The sequence below is a fragment of the Ralstonia sp. 22111 genome (assembly GCF_052045895.1).
In the GTDB taxonomy this organism is placed as follows: Bacteria; Pseudomonadota; Gammaproteobacteria; order Burkholderiales; family Burkholderiaceae; genus Ralstonia; species Ralstonia wenshanensis.
The window spans coordinates 63,780-80,251 of the sequence record NZ_JBQEPR010000006.1 but is presented as its reverse complement, the minus strand read 5'-3'; the positions used below and the strand labels follow the sequence as shown (position 1 = coordinate 80,251).

Below are 16,472 nucleotides of genomic sequence, written 5' to 3'. Positions count from 1 at the left end.
AAGCCCGCCCTTGCCGCGGGCTTTCGTTTTCAGTGCCCGCTGACAGGAGGAATCGATGGAATTTCTGCAGACGATCAAGGGCCGGATTCCCGACTACGCCAAAGACATCCGCCTAAACCTGGACAGCACGATCGCGCGCTCGTCGCTAGAGGGCAATGACGCGGTGGGCGTCGCGCTGGCGGCCGCGTTTGCCACGAAGAGCAAGGTGCTGACCGACGCCATCCGCAACGCGGGAGTGCTCTCGCCCGAGGAGGTGACCGGGGCACTGACCGCCGCTGCCCTCATGGGCATGAACAACGTCTGGTATCCGTACGTCGAGATGGCTGATGACTCCGACCTTGCGCAGCAGAAGGCGGAATTGCGCATGAATGCCTACGCCAACAACGGCGGCGTCGACAAGCGCCGGTTCGAGATGTACGCGCTGGCCGCTTCCATCATCGGCAAATGTCATTTCTGCATCAAATCGCACTACGAACTGCTGAAGAATCACCAGGGCATGAGCGCGCAGCAATTGCGCGACGTCGGCCGCATTGCGGCGGCCATCAATGCGGCGGCGCAGGTCATTGCGGCCGAATAATCGCACCGATTGCACAAACGAAAACGGCAGCCCGGTTCGCTCCGGTGCTGCCGTCTGCCTTGGCGTGATGGCGCCCCGAACTCAGTCCTGCTCGGCGGCTTCTGCGCGATAGATCAACACCACCGCCTGCGCAACGATGCCTTCTTCCTTGCCTTCGAAGCCGAGCTTCTCGTTGGTCTTGGCCTTGACGTTGCACCGCTCAGGCGCAATGCCCAAGTCTTCGGCAAGGTTGGCCACCATGCCTGGCACGTGTGGCGCGAGTCTCGGCTTCTGCGCGATGACGGTGGCGTCGACATTGCCGACCGCATAGCCGGCCTTGTGCACGCGGCGCACAGCTTCGCGCAGCAGCACGCGGCTGTCGGCACCGGCAAAAGCCGGATCGGTGTCGGGAAAGTGCCGGCCGATGTCGCCCAGGCCGGCGGCGCCGAACAGCGCATCGGTAATCGCATGCAGCAGCGCGTCAGCATCGGAGTGGCCGAGCAGGCCGCGCGTGTGCGGGATCTCCACGCCACCCAGGATCAGCTTGCGGCCCTCCACCAGCGCGTGCACGTCGTAGCCCTGGCCAATGCGGATGTCCATCCAGTTCATGCTTGCGATGCCTCGTTGGGTTGTGCGTTCTGCCCGAGGATGGCCTCGGCGAGCGCGAAATCGTCGGGATACGTCACCTTGAAGTTGCGCAGCGCCCCCGGCACAAGCAGCGGCGAGTGACCGGCGGCTTCAATCGCGCTGGCTTCATCGGTGACGATGCGATGTTGCGACAGCGCTTCCCGCAAGGCGCGCTCCAGCAGGCCAAGCGGAAACATCTGCGGCGTCTGCGCTTGCCACAGTCCATCGCGCGGCACGGTCGCGCCGATGTGCTGTGCTGCATCGGCACGTTTGAGCGTGTCAGCCACGGGCAGTGCAAGGATGCCCCCCGCAGCTTGCGTGCCTTCGGCCTCTACCGCCGCGACCAAACGCGCGATCAGGGCCGGTGTCAGGCCCGGGCGCGCCGCGTCATGTACCAGCACCCAATCGTCGTCGTGCGCACCCAAACCTCGCAACGCCGCCAACCCGTGGGCGACAGATGCGTGGCGCGAATCGCCACCGCAATCGACCTCCACCAGCTCGGGCGCGTCAAAACCACCGTCGGGAAATCGCTGCACCAGCGGTTGTGCGCCGGGCGTTGTCACCACAAGCACGGAGTCGATTTCGGGGCTGGCCAGGAACGCCTGCGCCGTGTGCCACAGCATCGGCCGCCCGGCGATCACCTGATATTGCTTGGGCAGGTCACCGCCGGCACGCGAGCCGGTGCCCGCCGAGGGAATCAGCGCAAAACGGCGTCGGCCGGGGAAGGAAATCGACATGGCAGGCGGGAATGTGAACGTGGGCGCGGCATTTGCGTGGTTTTTGGCCCTCGCCAAGCGCGCGACTGCCGCGGATTTTATAATAGCGGTCTGCGCCACGACACCCCGCCTGCACATGCCGGCGGGGTGTCGTGCTTTGTCTTGCAGTCTTGCCCCACAAAACCTGACACCTCATGTCCGATTTTTCGCTCTCCGCCCTGCCCGCCGTCAAACCGGGCTCGCGCTTCGTCTTCAGCGGCCTGCAGGGCGCGGCCGACGCCCTGCTGCTTGCGCGCTACCTGGAGCAGCATCGCGCCGCCGTGCCGATGCTGGCGGTGGTTTGCGCCAATGCCGTCGATGCCCAGCGCCTGGCGGAAGAGCTGCGATGGTTTGCCCCGCAGGCGCGCGTGAAGCTGCTACCGGACTGGGAAACGCTGCCGTACGACAATTTCTCGCCGCACCAGGATTTGATCTCCGAGCGGCTGGCGACGCTGCATGACCTGCAGAACGGTGCGTGCGACATCCTCCTCGTGCCGGCCTCCACGGCGCTGCAACGCGTGGCGCCGCCATCATTCCTGGCCGCCTACACGTTCTTCTTCAAAAAGGGCGAAAAGCTGGACGAAGCTGCGCTCAAAGCGCAGTTCACGCTGGCCGGCTACGAGCACGTCAGCGCCGTGATGCGCCCGGGCGAATACTCCGTGCGCGGGGGTCTGATCGACTTGTTCCCGATGGGCTCACCGCTGCCATATCGGCTCGACCTGTTTGGCGACGAAATCGAGACCATCCGTTCGTTCGACCCGGACACGCAGCGCAGTCTCTACCCGGTGAACGAAGTCCGCCTGCTGCCGGGCCGCGAATTTCCGATGGACGAAGCCTCGCGCACGGCCTTCCGCGGTCGCTGGCGTGAGGTGTTCGAAGGTGACCCGACGCGCTCGCCCATCTACAAGGACATCGGCAACGGCGTGCCGAGTGCCGGCATCGAGTATTACCTGCCGCTGTTCTTTGAAGAGACCGCGACGCTGTTCGACTACCTGCCGGGCGCCACGCATCTCGCCTTTGTTGGCGACATCGAAGGCGCGGTGCGCCGCTTCTGGGCCGACACCACGCAGCGCTACAACTTCATGCGCCACGACCGCGAGCGGCCGCTGCTGCAGCCTTCCACGCTGTATCTGGATGAAGAGGCGTTCTTCGTCGCGGCCAAGCCGCACGCGCGATTGGTGTTGCGCGCCGAGCCGGGTGATGCACCGCTTTCGCTGCCGTTGCCGAACGTGGCCGTCAACCGCCGCGCAGAAGACCCGCTGGTCAATCTCGAATCGTTCCTCATGCGCAGCAATTGCCGTGTGATGATCTGCGCCGAATCCGCAGGCCGCCGCGAGACGCTTGCGCAAATGCTTGCCACCAGCGGCCTGCACCCCGAGGGCGTCGCGGACTTCGCCGATCTGATGCGCGGCGATGCCAAGTTCGTGCTGGGCGTGGCACCGCTGTACCAGGGGTTCATCCTCGGCGACGAACGCATCGCACTCATCACCGAAACCGAGCTGTACGCGCAGACCGTGCGCCGCGCCGGTCGCCGCAAGCAGGAACAGGCCACCGCCGTCGATTCGATGGTGCGCGATCTGGCCGAGCTGAAGATCGGTGATCCGGTGGTGCACAGCGAACACGGCATCGGGCGCTACCAGGGGCTGGTCTCCATCGACATGGGCAACGGCGAGGAAGAATTCCTGCACCTCGACTACGACAAGGGCAGCAAGCTGTACGTGCCGGTGCACCAGTTGCATGTGATCTCGCGCTACTCGGGCGCCGATCCGGAAACCGCGCCGCTGCATTCGCTCGGCTCCGGCCAGTGGGAAAAAGCCAAGCGCAAGGCGGCGCAGCAGATTCGCGATACGGCCGCCGAACTGCTGAACCTGTACGCGCGACGTGCTTTGCGCCAGGGCTTTGCGTTCCCGCTCACGCCGGAGGACTACACCACATTCGCCGAGAGCTTCGGCTTTGAAGAAACGCCCGACCAGGCCGCCGCCATCGCCGCCGTGATCGCCGACATGACGTCGGGCAAGCCGATGGACCGCCTGGTCTGCGGCGACGTCGGCTTCGGCAAAACGGAAGTCGCCCTGCGTGCCGCATTTGTTGCGGTGATGGGCGGCAAGCAGGTGGCCATCCTGGCGCCGACCACGCTGCTGGCCGAGCAGCACTACCAGACGCTGGTCGACCGCTTTGCCGACTGGCCGGTGCGCATTGCCGAGATTTCGCGTTTCAAGAACAAGAAAGAGATCGACGCCGCGATCGAAGCCATCAACGCCGGCACGATCGACATCGTGATCGGCACGCACAAGCTGCTTTCGCCGGACGTGAAATTCGACCGGCTGGGGCTCGTCATCATCGACGAGGAGCATCGCTTTGGCGTGCGCCAGAAGGAAGCGCTCAAGACGCTGCGCGCCGAGGTGGACGTGCTTACGCTCACCGCTACGCCGATCCCGCGCACGCTGGGCATGGCGCTGGAAGGCCTGCGCGATTTCTCGGTGATCGCAACCGCGCCGCAAAAGCGCCTGGCCATCAAGACATTCCTGCGCCGCGAGGAAGACGGCGTGCTGCGCGAAGCCATCCTGCGCGAATTGAAGCGCGGCGGCCAGGTCTATTTCCTGCACAACGAAGTCGAGACCATCGAGAACAAGCGCGCCAAACTCGAAGAGCTGATTCCGGAAGCGCGCGTGGTGGTTGCCCACGGCCAGATGCACGAGCGCGAACTGGAACGTGTGATGCGTGATTTCGTGGCGCAGCGCGCCAACATCCTGCTGTGCACGACGATCATCGAGACCGGCATTGACGTGCCGACCGCCAACACGATCCTGATCCACCGCGCCGACAAGTTCGGCCTGGCGCAACTGCATCAATTGCGCGGTCGCGTCGGGCGCTCGCACCACCAAGCGTATGCGTATCTGCTGGTGCATGACGTCGACGGTCTGACCAAGCAAGCACAACGCCGCCTTGAAGCCATTCAGCAGATGGAAGAGCTCGGCGCAGGCTTCTACTTGGCGATGCACGATCTGGAAATCCGTGGCGCCGGCGAGGTGCTGGGTGACAAGCAATCGGGCGAGATTTCCGAGATCGGCTTCCAGCTCTACACCGACATGCTCAACCAGGCGGTGAAGTCGCTCAAGGCCGGCAAGGAACCCGATCTGATGGCGCCGCTTGCGGCCACAACCGAGATCAACCTCGGCACGCCCGCCCTGTTGCCGCAAGACTATTGCGGCGATGTGCAGGAGCGCCTGTCGCTGTACAAGCGCCTGGCCAACTGCGAAAGCGGCGAGACGATCGACAACATCCAGGAAGAGCTGATCGACCGTTTCGGCAAGCTGCCGCCTCAGGCGCAATCGCTCATCGAAACGCACCGGCTGCGCATTGCCGCCGCGCCGCTGGGCATCCGCAAGATCGACACGGGCACGAACGCCGTCACGCTGCAGTTCATACCGAACCCGCCTGTCGACGCCATCAAGATCATTGATCTCGTGCAGAAGAACCGGCAGATCAAGCTGGCGGGGCAAGATCGTCTGCGTATCGAAAACATTCCGGCCGAATTCGGCGCGCTGGCGCAGACCATTCGCCACGCCATGCGGCAATTGACGTGATCCAGTAGGATCGGCCAATCAGAACAAGGAAACCATCATGAGCACCGCCCCCACACCGTTCTCCACCCTCGACTGGACGAACAAGCTCGTCAGCTTCGACACCACCAGCCGCGGCTCCAACCTGGCGCTGATCGAAACCGTGCGCGACTACCTGCGCGGCGTCGGTCTTGAATCGCACCTCTCGCACAACGACGATGGCAACAAGGCGAATCTGTTCGCCACGATCCCGGCAGCGGACGGCAGCGTGCAAGGCGGCATCGTTCTGTCAGGCCATACCGATGTGGTGCCGGTGGATGGCCAGAAGTGGGACAGCAACCCGTTTGCACCGGAAGTGCGCGACGGCAAGCTCTACGGGCGCGGCACGTGCGACATGAAGGGCTTCATCGCTTCGTCGCTGGCGCTGGTGCCGTCGCTGCTGCAGGCCCGGCTGCGCGAGCCTGTGCACCTCGCGCTGTCATATGACGAGGAAGTCGGCTGCGTGGGCGCCCCGCGCATGATCGAAGACCTGGTCGCCCGCGGCATCAAGCCCGCCGGCTGCATCGTCGGCGAGCCCACCTCCATGCGCCCGATCGTCGCGCACAAGGGCATCAACGCCTACCGCTGCCGCGTGCACGGCCGCGCTGCGCATTCGTCGCTCACGCCGCAGGGCGTCAACGCCATCGAATACGCCGCGCGCATCATCTGTTTCGTGCGCGACTTGGCCGATGAATTCCGCGCCAAGGGCCCGTTCGACGATGCATTTGACGTGCCCTTCACCACGGCATCGACCGGCCTCATCAACGGCGGTATTGCGCTGAACACGATCCCTGCGCTGTGCGAGCTGGTGTTTGAATTCCGCAACCTGCCGGGCGTGGATGCGCCGGCCATCCGCGCGCGCGTCGAGCATTACGTGCGCGAAACCATCGAGCCCGCCATGCGGCGCGAACACCCGGACGCCCGCATCGAACTGGACGAGATTGCCGCCGCGCCGTCGCTGGACGCCTCTGAGCAAGCCGCCATCACGCAGCTTGTGCGCGTGCTGACTGAAGACAACGACAAACGCAAGGTCGCCTACGGCACTGAAGCGGGGCTCTTCCAGCGCGCCGGCATTCCTGCCGTGCTGTGCGGCCCGGGCAACATCGAACAGGCGCACAAGGCCAACGAATATGTCGAACTCGCCCAGCTCGACGCGTGCGACCGCTTCCTCGCCAAGGTGGCGCGCAGCCTGATGGTCGAAACCGCGTCCGCCTGATGCTTACACAGCAACGCCTCACCTTTTGGTGGGGCGCGTTCTGCCCGGGGCGTTCGCTACAATAGTGGGCTTCCTTCGGCGTCGAACTGCCCGCTCCCCCGCTCCTGTCACTCCATGCCCGTCATCCTGCAAAGCCCGTCGCCGCTGTCCTCTGGCGACATTGAATCCGTCCGCAGCCTGTTCGGCAGCGCCACCTACGAGCTGCGCGCCCCCAACGTTGCCGCCATCGAGTGGGTGCACGAACTGCCCAGCGAATTGCGCGTCCAGCTTGATGCCATCTGTGCCAACCTGAAGATGGACTACGCGTGGATTCCGGACGAATGGACGTTCGGCGATTTTCGCGTGCTGGCGATGGATATGGATTCGACGCTCATCACGATTGAGTGCATCGACGAGATTGCGGATTTCTGCGGGCTCAAGCCGCAAGTGGCGGCCATCACCGAAGCGTCGATGCGCGGCGAAATCAAGGATTTCAACGAAAGCCTGACGCGGCGCGTCGAACTGCTCAAGGGCCTGGATGCGAGCGTGCTGGAGCGCGTCTATGCCGAGCGCCTGCAGCTCTCCCTGGGCGCAGAAAAGATGCTCAAGGCCGTGCAGGCACTGGGCATCCGCACGCTGCTGGTATCGGGCGGCTTCGAGTTCTTTACCTCGCGCCTGCAGGAGCGTCTGGGCCTTGACCGCACGCGCGCCAACACCCTGGAGATCGTCGACGGTAAGCTCACCGGCCGGGTGCTCGGCGAGATCGTCAATGCGGATGTGAAGGCGCAGACGCTCAAGGCGTTTTGCCAGGATCTGGGCGTATCGCCACACAACGCCATCGCCATGGGCGACGGCTCGAACGATCTCAAGATGATGGGGGTGGCCGGTTTGTCGGTCGCGTTCCGCGCCAAGCCCATCGTGCAGGCGCAGGCCGACGTGGCGTTCAATGTTGTCGGCCTGGATGGGCTGTTGAATCTGTTCCCGCAGCAGTAAGCCACGATGGCGACTCGCCAACCCGCCCGCAGAAAACTCGCACCGGTGGTGCGAGAAACGGTAGATGCGCGGGATTACGCAGCCCTGCTCACCGAGGTCAGGGCGCGCATTCACGCTGCGCAATACGCGGCCTTACGGGCGGTCAACAAAGAGCTGGTGGGCCTGTATTGGGACATCGGACAACTGATCGTGGCGCGGCAGCAAACCGAAGGGTGGGGTAAAGCCGTCGTACAGCAACTCGCCGCAGACCTGCAGGCGAGCTTTCCAGGCACGGGCGGTTTTTCAGCATCCAACCTGTGGCGGATGAAGGGTTTCTTCGAGACCTACCGCGGCGCGGCAAAACTCGCACCACTGGTGCGAGAAATCGGTTGGAGCCATAACCTGCTTATCCTTGAGCGCTGCAAAGACGCTCAAGAGCGCGAGTTTTACCTGCGCATGACGCGCAAATTCGGTTGGTCAAAGAACGTTCTCGCCCATCAGATCGATAACCAGAGCTACGAAAAATCACTCCTGGGCCAGACCAATTTCGACAAGGCGCTGACGCCAACCCTGCGCGCGCAAGCCAAGCTGGCGGTAAAAGACGAATACGCCTTTGATTTTCTCGAGCTCGGCGACCAGCATAGCGAACGGGAGCTGGAGCGCGCGCTGATCACCCGCATCGAAGATTTCCTGCGCGCAATGGGCGGCATGTTTGCCTTCCTGGGTAGCCAGTACCGGCTTGAAGTGGATGGCGACGAGTATTTCATCGATCTGCTCCTGTTCCACCGCCGCTTGCGCTCGCTGGTCGCCATCGAACTGAAAATCGGTAAATTCGAACCTGAGTTTGTCGGCAAGATGCAGTTCTACCTCGCAGCCCTCGACGAGCAGGTTCGCCAGGACGACGAGAACCCGTCCATCGGCATCATCCTGTGCAAGGAAAAGAAGCGCACCATCGTCGAATACGCTCTGCGCGATGCAAGAAAACCGATTGGCGTCGCGACTTACGCCATCACCAAGAGCCTGCCGAAGGAGTTGCAGGACCAGTTGCCTTCGCCTGAAATCATTGCGCGCCTGCTTGAAACACTGTAGCCGCGGCCATTAAAAACGGGGCGATGCGATTGACTCGCACGCCCCGCCATCGCCGCCCGCCAAAGCTTGAAAGGTCAAGCCTGCAGGTGCGTCTCCATCGCCTGCTTCAAATCCGCAATCAAATCACGCGGGTCTTCCAGACCGATATACAACCGCACAAAACCGCCCGCGTTCTCCCAATCGGCCGGCGGCCAGGCAGTCGCCGTGCGCATCGACGGAATGTTGTATGGCAGCGCCAGGCTGTGCGCCCCGCCCCACGAAAAGCCGATCGCAAAGTAGCGCAGGCCTTCGATAAAGGCGTCGATCTGCGCCTGCGAATAGCGTTCGTGCAACACGATCGAGAACAACCCGCTTGCGCCGGTAAAGTCGCGCTTCCAGTTTTCATGGCCCGGACAATCGGGCAGCGCCGGGTGCAGCACGCGCACGACTTCGGGTCGGTCTGCTAGCCATTCGGCCACTTCGCGGGCGTGCGCGTCGTGCGCAGCCAGACGCGTCGGCAGGCTCGGCAGGCCGCGCAGCACAAAGTAGCAGTCGTCCGCGGACACACCCCAGCCCATGCGCATGCGCGTGGCAAGCAGCTTGTGATGCAACGCTTCATCGTTGGTGATAGCCGCGCCCATCAGCACATCGCTGCCTCCCGATTGGTACTTGGTCAGCGCCTGTACGGAGATGTCGATGCCGTGCTCGAACGGCTGGTAATACACGCCGCCGCTCCAGGTATTGTCGATGGCGGTGATGGCGCCGGCCTTGCGCGCCACCTCGGCGATGGCTGTGCAGTCGGGCACTTCCATCGTCACCGAACCGGGCGCTTCGAGCCACACGAGCTTCGTGTTGTGGCGCATCAGGTCGGCAATGCCGGCGCCGATCATCGGGTCGTAGTAACGCACGGTAATGCCGAACTGGCGCGCCATCCACTCGCCGTGGTCACGGTTCGGGCCGTAGGCGTTGTCCGGAATCAGCACGTCGTCGCCGGATTTGATCAGCGAGAAATACACCAGCGAAATCGCTGCCAGTCCCGAGGGCAGCAGCAGCGCGTGCGAGCCGCCTTCGATTTGTGCCAGCGCTTGGCACAGCGTGTCGGAGGTCGGCGTGGCATGCAGGCCGTAGCGCCAGTGCACCACGCTGCCGCTACCGAAGGCGCGCATGTCGGCGAGGTTCTTGAACACCACCGTGGACGCACGATGCGTGGCATGCGAGAACGCCGTGAAGCCCGGCGGAATCCGCAGTTCCGGATGCACAGCCTGGGTCGCGGGAAACATGGGCGGGAGCTTGGTGTCGTCGTTCACGAGGTTTCCTGTTTGATGGCGTATGAGCGATTGCCGGCCATTTACCAGTGCGCGCTTGATCGCGTTGGATTGCTGGACGGTGGCGCAATCTGACCCGGCGCAGCGGGCACCAGCGGCGTCATTGGCGTTGCGGGCACTGCGGCATTGCTGTTGGCTGCGGCATCGTATGGCGGCATCACCACCACCGCGACGGGCCGCAGGACAAACGGCAGCGTATGACCGTCGTGGCCGACGTCCGTCCACGTGCCGCGCACGACGCCGTGACCGTCAATGGCGCCTTCCCAAGTGCCGGTGACGTGCGTACCGTCATCGGACTCCTCCATGAGGAAGCCGCCGTTTTCGTATTCGCCGGTCACCAAGCGCACGCCTGCCGCGTTGCCGGCGACGTATTCGCCGTGGACGCTATCGATTTCACCGGCCTTACGGCCAAGACGCATGCGGATCGGCATGTCGCCGATCACACCGGTATAGATGGGATATTTCGCGTAGTCGGGTTGCGGTTGCAGCACAGGCGGCGGCGCAGTCTGTGCAGAGAACCCGTTGTCGCCCTTCCTGGCCTGAGCGCGGCGCTTGTCGCCATCGGCAATGGCGCGGTTCAGGCCAAGGTCACCCGGCTGCACGTTGGCGCTGCCGGTCGACACGTCGTAGCCGTTGTTGGCGGCCCGCGTCTGGGCAGACGCTGGCGCCACGCCTACGGCCAGCATCAGCGCGAGCAGCGCGCCGACGGGCCGAATCAGGCGTTCAATCGAGAAAATGCGTTCAGATGCGTTCGAACACCGCCGCAATGCCTTGTCCTCCACCAATACACATGGTCACCAGCGCGTAGCGACCGCCGATGCGCTGCAACTCGTGCAACGCCTTGACCGTGATGAGCGCACCCGTTGCGCCGATCGGGTGGCCAAGCGAAATACCCGAGCCGTTCGGATTGACCTTGGCTGGGTCCAGACCGAGTTCCTTCGTCACCGCGCAGGCCTGGGCGGCGAACGCCTCGTTGGCTTCGATTACGTCCAGATCCTTGACCGACAGGCCAGCGCGCTCCAGCGCCTTGCGCGTAGCCGGCACCGGGCCGATGCCCATGATCTTCGGATCCACGCCGGCATGGCCGTATGACACCAGGCGTGCCAGCGGCTTCAGGCCGCGCTTCTCGGCCACCGAACGCTCCATCAGCACCAGTGCCGCGCCCGCATCGTTCAGGCCCGAGGCATTGCCAGCCGTGACCGTGCCGTTCTCTTTCGCGAAGACCGGCTTGAGCTTGGTCATGTCGTCGATGGTTGCGTCGTGGCGGACGTGCTCATCGGTATCGAACTGGATGTCGCCCTTGCGCGACTTGATCGTCACCGGAACGATCTGATCCTTGAAGTACCCGGCCTGGATGGCACGCGAGGCACGCTGGTGGGATTCGAGCGCGGTCTGGTCCTGCTGCTCGCGGCTGATGCCGAATTCGCGGGCGACGTTTTCTGCCGTCACACCCATATGGATCGTGTGGAACGGGTCGTGCAGCGCGCCCAGCATCATGTCGACCATCTTGGCGTCGCCCATGCGCGAACCCCAGCGGGCCGCGGGCGCAAGGTACGGCGCACGGCTCATGCTTTCGGCGCCGCCGGCGATGGCGACATCGGCATCGCCGAGCAGGATGGTCTGCGCCGCGCTCACCACAGCCTGCAGGCCCGAACCGCACAGGCGGTTGACGTTGAATGCGGGCGTTTCGGCCGACACACCACCGTTCACAGCGGCCACGCGTGAGAGATACATGTCGCGCGGCTCGGTGTTGATCACGTGGCCAAACACCACGTGACCGACTTCTTCGCCCTTCACGCTGGCACGGGCCAGCGCCTCGCGCACGACGAGCGCACCCAGCTCGCACGGCGCCACATCCTTCAGGCTGCCGCCAAACGTCCCGATTGCGGTACGAACGCCGCTGACCACCACCACTTCACGTGCCATTGCTGTCTCCTGTGCCATCGAAATTGGATGGCGGCCAGTATAAACGCACGACCGTTCGCAAAATTTAGGTACGACTACCTAAGGGGATCAGACCTCGCCCCAGAGGTCGTGGCCATCGGCGCCGGTAATTTTGACCGACACGAAATCGCCCGCCTTGTAGCGCTTGTACGGCTTCGACGGCGGTGCGATATAAACCAGGCCGTCAATCTCCGGCGCATCCGCCGACGAACGGCCGATGCCACCGTCCTGATTCACCTCATCCACCAGCACGCGCAGCGACTTGCCCACCTTGCGCTGCAGGCGGCGGGCGGACACGCGCTCGGCGACTTCCATGAAGCGCGCGCGGCGCTCCTCGCGCACCTCGTCGGGCAATGCGCCCGGCAGGTCGTTGGCGGTGGCGCCCTCGACCGGCGAATAGGCAAAGCAGCCCACGCGGTCCAGTTCGGCTTCGGCGATGAAGTCGAGCAGCGTTTGGAACTCTTCTTCCGTTTCACCGGGGAAGCCGGCGATGAATGTGCTGCGGATGGTCAGCTCCGGGCACACCTCGCGCCAGGCGCGGATGCGGTCTAGCGTCTTCTCGGCGTTGGCGGGGCGCTTCATGCGCTTGAGCACGTCGGGGTGAGCGTGCTGCAGGGGCACGTCCAGATACGGAAGGACCTTGCCTTCGGCCATCAGCGGCATCACCTCATCCACGCTCGGGTATGGATAGACGTAGTGCAGGCGCACCCAGGCACCGTACTGCGACGCCAGCTCGCCCAGCGCACCGACCAGCTCGGTCATGCGCGTTTTAAGCGGGCGGCCGTTCCAGAAGCCCATGCGGAATTTGACGTCGACGCCATAAGCGCTGGTGTCCTGCGAAATGACGAGCAGCTCCTTGACGCCGGCCTTCAGCAGGTTTTCCGCCTCCAGCATCACTTCGGCCACCGGGCGCGAGACGAGATCACCGCGCATCGACGGGATGATGCAGAAGCTGCAACGGTGGTTGCAGCCCTCGGAAATCTTCAGATACGCGTAGTGCTTGGGCGTGAGCTTGATGCCCTGCGGCGGCACCAGATCGATGAACGGGTCGTGCGGCTTGGGCAGGTGCGTGTGCACCGCTTCCATCACCTCGCCCAGCGCGTGAGGGCCCGTCACAGCCAGCACCTTCGGGTGCACGCTGGTGATGATGTCCTGGCCCGCCGCGTCCTTCTTGGCGCCCAGGCAGCCGGTGACGATCACCTTGCCGTTCTCGGCCAGCGCCTCGCCAATCGCATCCAGGCTTTCCTGCACGGCCTCGTCGATGAAGCCGCAGGTGTTGACGACCACCAGGTCCGCCCCGCCGTACGTGCCGGAGATCTCATACCCCTCCGCGCGCAGTTGGGTGATGATCTGCTCGGAATCGACCAAGGCCTTGGGACAACCGAGACTGACGAACCCCACCTTGGGGCTCTGGGTACTGACGTCGGACATGGGAACAACCTGATGTGGGAGAGGATTTGCGCTGCGCACGTGGGGTGTGCCGCGCGGTTGCGTATTTTAACCGTTCGCCGCGTTTGGGCGACCAAGCCGAAGCTGCATCTGTTCAATCACGCGCTCGATTTCCAGCGCGTCCTGCAGCCTGCGAATAGCATCGTGCAGTTCTGCGGCCTGCGGCCACGTCCGCTTCAGATAGCTCAGCCACAGTTTGACCCGGCCATGCTCATGCTTGGCCGAGATGCGCGCATGCAGCTTCTTCAGATAATCGGCGAGATGGCCCAGCACAACCGGCCATTCCGCCGCGGACGGCGCCTCGTTCATCTGCCCGCGAATGCGCTGGGCCAGGAACGGATCAGACACGGCACCACGCCCAATCATCACGTCACTACAGCCACTGACGGCCCGGCAGCGCTCCCAGTCGGCCACGGTCCAGACTTCGCCGTTGGCGGTGACCGGAATGCGCACGGCGTCGGCGATGCGCGCGATCCAGTCCCAGTGAGCGGGCGGACGGTAGCCGTGGTCACGCGTGCGGGCATGCACGACGAGCGATTCGGCACCGCCTTCCGCCAGCGCCGTTGCACAGTCAATCGCGCGGGACGTATCGGAAACGCCGAGCCGCATCTTGGCCGTCACCGAAATATTGGCCGGCACCGCGGCCCGCACGGCGTGGAGGATGTCGTACAGCACTTCCGGCGTAGCGAGCAGCATGGCGCCGCCGCCGTGGCGGTTCACGACCTTGGCCGGGCAGCCGAAGTTGAGGTCGATGCCATGCGGCGTGAGGGTTGCCGCGTACGCTGCATTGCGGGCCAGCCATTCCGGATCGCTGCCGAGGAGCTGGATGGTCATCGGCGTGCCGCTAGCCGTATAGCCGCCGTTGCGGATCTCGGGCGTCTCACGTTCGTATGTGCGCGCTGGCAGCAGCGAGCCCGTCACCCGGACGAACTCAGAAACGCATCCGTCGTAGCCACCGGCCCGGGTCAGCACGTCTCGCATGACGTAATCCGCGACGCCCTCCATTGGGGCAAGCAAAAGACGGCTCATGCGAAAAGGGAGGACGGCCGGCGCATGGGCCGGAAGCGAACATCAAACATGGGAGACGGGAGCGGGAAACGTGATCGTCGGTGAGGCGCCCACCTCACCTGAAAGACCGGCATTTTACCTTGCCGTCCTCTGCGGCGTGCGCCTAACAAAAAAGGCGAACCGCCCTGCGATTCGCCTTGTTTTGCCAGCCCGCCGAACTTACTTCTTCTCGGGCGGCTGATTGAACGGGAAGGTCCCGAACATGTTCTTGGCTTGACTCTGCATTTGTTCCTGCATCTGCACGAACAGGTTTTTGCTCTGTTCGATGTAGTTGCTCATCATCCCTTGCATCATCGGCCCCTGCATGTTCATGAACTGCGACCACATGTCGGGGTTGAAGGAGTTGCCGCTGTACAGATCCTTTGAGTTTTCAGCCAGCTTGCTCTGGATGTCGACAAACGCCTGGATGTTCTTTTCCAGGTACGTGCCCATCATGCCCTGCATGGCGTTGCCATAGAAACGGATGATCTGAGCGAGCATCGCGCCGGAGAACATCGGCACGCCGCCGGTTTCCTCTTCGAGGATGATCTGCAGCAGGATGCTGCGGGTCAGGTCTTCACCGGATTTCGCATCGACGACGCGAAACTCTTCGGTTTCCATCACGAGTTGCTTGACGTCTGCGAGCGTGATGTATGTGCTGGTTTGGGTATCGTACAGCCGGCGGTTGGGATATTTCTTGATCAGCCGTTCGGTGCCCTTCTTGCTGGTGGCCATCGTGCCTTTCCGTGTTGGCGATGCTGCTGCGGTGCAGCCGATGCAGTGCGAAATGACTGCACCGAGCGATGCAGCAAATTACGCGGTTGCCCGGCTATTCCGATCTGCGCGCGAATGCTGCATTCAATAGCAGCGCAGATGCATCCGGTTATGATCGGACGCCCCGTGTCTCCCTGCGGAGCGCCTCCGTGATTGGATTCTATGCGGATCGCCCTGCAAAGAAAAGGCGACCTCCCCCGGTAAAAACCCGCAGCATTTTGATGCGGCTCATGCACACGGGCAGTTGCCTGGAAAGGCGGCAACAGGCCTGCTGCAATGCAATCGAGCATCGCAGCATGCAGGGCAAAGCAAGGGGGAAAATTGCTGCACCCATGCTGCAGCATCGCCGCAGCATGGGCGTGGGAGCGTCAGCCCATGTGCAGGCCGCCGTTGAGGGAGAAGTCCGCGCCGGTGGAGAAGCCAGACTCTTCAGACGCCAACCATGCGCAGATCGACGCAATCTCGGTCGGCTCGCCCAGGCGCTTGACCGGGATCGTGCCAATGATCTTGTCGAGCACATCCTGACGAATCGCTTTCACCATGTCGGTGGCGATATAGCCCGGCGACACCGTGTTGACCGTGACGCCCTTGGTAGCAACTTCCTGCGCCAGCGCCATCGTGAAGCCATGCAAGCCAGCCTTGGCCGTCGAGTAGTTGGTCTGGCCAAACTGACCTTTCTGGCCATTCACCGACGAGATGTTGATGATGCGGCCCCAGCCGTGATCCGCCATGCCGTCGATGACCTGCTTGGTCACGTTGAACAGCGACGTCAGGTTGGTATCGATCACCGCATCCCAGTCGGCGCGGGTCATCTTGCGAAACACCACGTCGCGCGTGATACCGGCGTTGTTGATCAGGACATCCACCTCGCCCACTTCGGCCTTCACCTTGTCAAACGCGGCCTTGGTCGACTCCCAATCACCGACGTTGCCCTCGGACGGCACGAAATCGAACCCCAGCGCCTTTTGTTGTTCGAGCCATTTTGCCTTGCGCGGCGAGTTCGGGCCGCAGCCCGCGACCACGGTGAAACCGTCGCGCGCCAAGCGCTGGCAAATCGCCGTTCCGATACCGCCCATGCCACCGGTGACGTATGCAATGCGTTTGGTCATGTCCACTCCTAGTCCTTGTTGTTAGAACTGCCTGGCCTCTTGCCCGGCA

Annotated in this window: 14 protein-coding genes; 5 read left to right on the top strand and 9 right to left on the bottom strand. The window is 63.5% G+C overall.

Annotation, left to right across the window (positions count from 1 at the left end; genetic code table 11):
* The first annotated feature begins 55 nt into the window (after window positions 1-55).
* Window positions 56-577, top strand: coding sequence for a carboxymuconolactone decarboxylase family protein (locus tag ACTJK4_RS16360; RefSeq protein WP_440818406.1), 522 nt, complete (start codon window positions 56-58; stop codon window positions 575-577).
* Window positions 578-658: 81 nt separating this feature from the next.
* On the opposite strand, the gene ispF is transcribed toward ACTJK4_RS16360, so the two are convergent.
* Both ispF and ispD read right to left on the bottom strand, forming a co-directional pair.
* Complete coding sequence (gene ispF / locus ACTJK4_RS16355; protein ID WP_440818405.1) at window positions 659-1,165, bottom strand: 2-C-methyl-D-erythritol 2,4-cyclodiphosphate synthase; 507 nt, start codon at window positions 1,163-1,165, stop codon at window positions 659-661.
* Window positions 1,162-1,920, bottom strand: a complete 759-nt coding sequence (gene ispD / locus ACTJK4_RS16350) for a 2-C-methyl-D-erythritol 4-phosphate cytidylyltransferase (RefSeq protein ID WP_433867520.1) — start codon at window positions 1,918-1,920, stop codon at window positions 1,162-1,164. The genes ispF and ispD overlap by 4 nt, the downstream gene beginning before the upstream one ends.
* 173 nt (window positions 1,921-2,093) lie before the next feature.
* Between ispD and mfd the strand changes: the two genes are divergently transcribed.
* From mfd to ACTJK4_RS16330, 4 genes are all read left to right on the top strand, one after another.
* Complete coding sequence (gene mfd, locus ACTJK4_RS16345; protein ID WP_440818404.1) at window positions 2,094-5,525, top strand: transcription-repair coupling factor; 3,432 nt, start codon at window positions 2,094-2,096, stop codon at window positions 5,523-5,525.
* Window positions 5,526-5,562: 37 nt separating this feature from the next.
* Complete coding sequence (gene argE / locus ACTJK4_RS16340; protein ID WP_322016768.1) at window positions 5,563-6,756, top strand: acetylornithine deacetylase; 1,194 nt, start codon at window positions 5,563-5,565, stop codon at window positions 6,754-6,756.
* Window positions 6,757-6,870: 114 nt separating this feature from the next.
* On the top strand, window positions 6,871-7,728 hold the full coding sequence (gene serB / locus ACTJK4_RS16335; RefSeq protein ID WP_232042911.1) for a phosphoserine phosphatase SerB: 858 nt from the start codon (window positions 6,871-6,873) through the stop codon (window positions 7,726-7,728).
* A 6-nt stretch (window positions 7,729-7,734) separates the two neighbouring features.
* Window positions 7,735-8,796: a PDDEXK nuclease domain-containing protein gene (locus ACTJK4_RS16330; protein WP_440818403.1), complete on the top strand. Its 1,062-nt coding sequence runs from the start codon at window positions 7,735-7,737 to the stop codon at window positions 8,794-8,796.
* Between the two features lie 74 nt (window positions 8,797-8,870).
* Here ACTJK4_RS16330 and ACTJK4_RS16325 read toward each other — a convergent pair whose 3' ends face one another.
* The 7 genes from ACTJK4_RS16325 to ACTJK4_RS16295 form a co-directional block, all read right to left on the bottom strand.
* Window positions 8,871-10,082 (bottom strand): cystathionine beta-lyase, encoded by a 1,212-nt coding sequence (locus ACTJK4_RS16325; RefSeq protein WP_440818402.1) that lies wholly within the window; start codon window positions 10,080-10,082, stop codon window positions 8,871-8,873.
* A gap of 41 nt (window positions 10,083-10,123) precedes the next feature.
* Entirely contained in the window at window positions 10,124-10,867 is a 744-nt protein-coding gene (locus ACTJK4_RS16320) for a hypothetical protein (RefSeq protein ID WP_440818401.1), read from the bottom strand.
* The gene (gene bktB / locus ACTJK4_RS16315; RefSeq protein WP_440818400.1) at window positions 10,842-12,026 is read right to left on the bottom strand and encodes a beta-ketothiolase BktB; all 1,185 of its coding nucleotides are present in this window, start codon (window positions 12,024-12,026) and stop codon (window positions 10,842-10,844) included. Before bktB ends, ACTJK4_RS16320 begins: the two co-directional genes overlap by 26 nt.
* Window positions 12,027-12,113: 87 nt before the next feature.
* Complete coding sequence (gene rimO, locus ACTJK4_RS16310; RefSeq protein ID WP_009240757.1) at window positions 12,114-13,475, bottom strand: 30S ribosomal protein S12 methylthiotransferase RimO; 1,362 nt, start codon at window positions 13,473-13,475, stop codon at window positions 12,114-12,116.
* 66 nt (window positions 13,476-13,541) lie between these two features.
* The gene (locus ACTJK4_RS16305) at window positions 13,542-14,522 is read right to left on the bottom strand and encodes a tRNA dihydrouridine synthase (RefSeq protein WP_440818399.1); all 981 of its coding nucleotides are present in this window, start codon (window positions 14,520-14,522) and stop codon (window positions 13,542-13,544) included.
* Between the two features lie 198 nt (window positions 14,523-14,720).
* Window positions 14,721-15,275 (bottom strand): polyhydroxyalkanoate synthesis repressor PhaR, encoded by a 555-nt coding sequence (gene phaR / locus ACTJK4_RS16300; protein ID WP_024975563.1) that lies wholly within the window; start codon window positions 15,273-15,275, stop codon window positions 14,721-14,723.
* A gap of 407 nt (window positions 15,276-15,682) precedes the next feature.
* Window positions 15,683-16,423 (bottom strand): 3-ketoacyl-ACP reductase, encoded by a 741-nt coding sequence (locus ACTJK4_RS16295; protein ID WP_440818398.1) that lies wholly within the window; start codon window positions 16,421-16,423, stop codon window positions 15,683-15,685.
* Window positions 16,424-16,472: the final 49 nt, after the last annotated feature.

Coding starts and splice junctions, on each gene's coding strand:
- phaR (WP_024975563.1), bottom strand. CDS start 15,275: ATGGCCACCAGCAAGAAGGGCACCGAACGGCTGATCAAGAAATATCCC.
- ACTJK4_RS16295 (WP_440818398.1), bottom strand. CDS start 16,423: ATGACCAAACGCATTGCATACGTCACCGGTGGCATGGGCGGTATCGGA.
- ACTJK4_RS16305 (WP_440818399.1), bottom strand. CDS start 14,522: ATGAGCCGTCTTTTGCTTGCCCCAATGGAGGGCGTCGCGGATTACGTC.
- ispD (WP_433867520.1), bottom strand. CDS start 1,920: ATGTCGATTTCCTTCCCCGGCCGACGCCGTTTTGCGCTGATTCCCTCG.
- rimO (WP_009240757.1), bottom strand. CDS start 13,475: ATGTCCGACGTCAGTACCCAGAGCCCCAAGGTGGGGTTCGTCAGTCTC.
- ACTJK4_RS16330 (WP_440818403.1), top strand. CDS start 7,735: ATGGCGACTCGCCAACCCGCCCGCAGAAAACTCGCACCGGTGGTGCGA.
- mfd (WP_440818404.1), top strand. CDS start 2,094: ATGTCCGATTTTTCGCTCTCCGCCCTGCCCGCCGTCAAACCGGGCTCG.
- bktB (WP_440818400.1), bottom strand. CDS start 12,026: ATGGCACGTGAAGTGGTGGTGGTCAGCGGCGTTCGTACCGCAATCGGG.
- argE (WP_322016768.1), top strand. CDS start 5,563: ATGAGCACCGCCCCCACACCGTTCTCCACCCTCGACTGGACGAACAAG.
- ACTJK4_RS16360 (WP_440818406.1), top strand. CDS start 56: ATGGAATTTCTGCAGACGATCAAGGGCCGGATTCCCGACTACGCCAAA.
- ispF (WP_440818405.1), bottom strand. CDS start 1,165: ATGAACTGGATGGACATCCGCATTGGCCAGGGCTACGACGTGCACGCG.
- serB (WP_232042911.1), top strand. CDS start 6,871: ATGCCCGTCATCCTGCAAAGCCCGTCGCCGCTGTCCTCTGGCGACATT.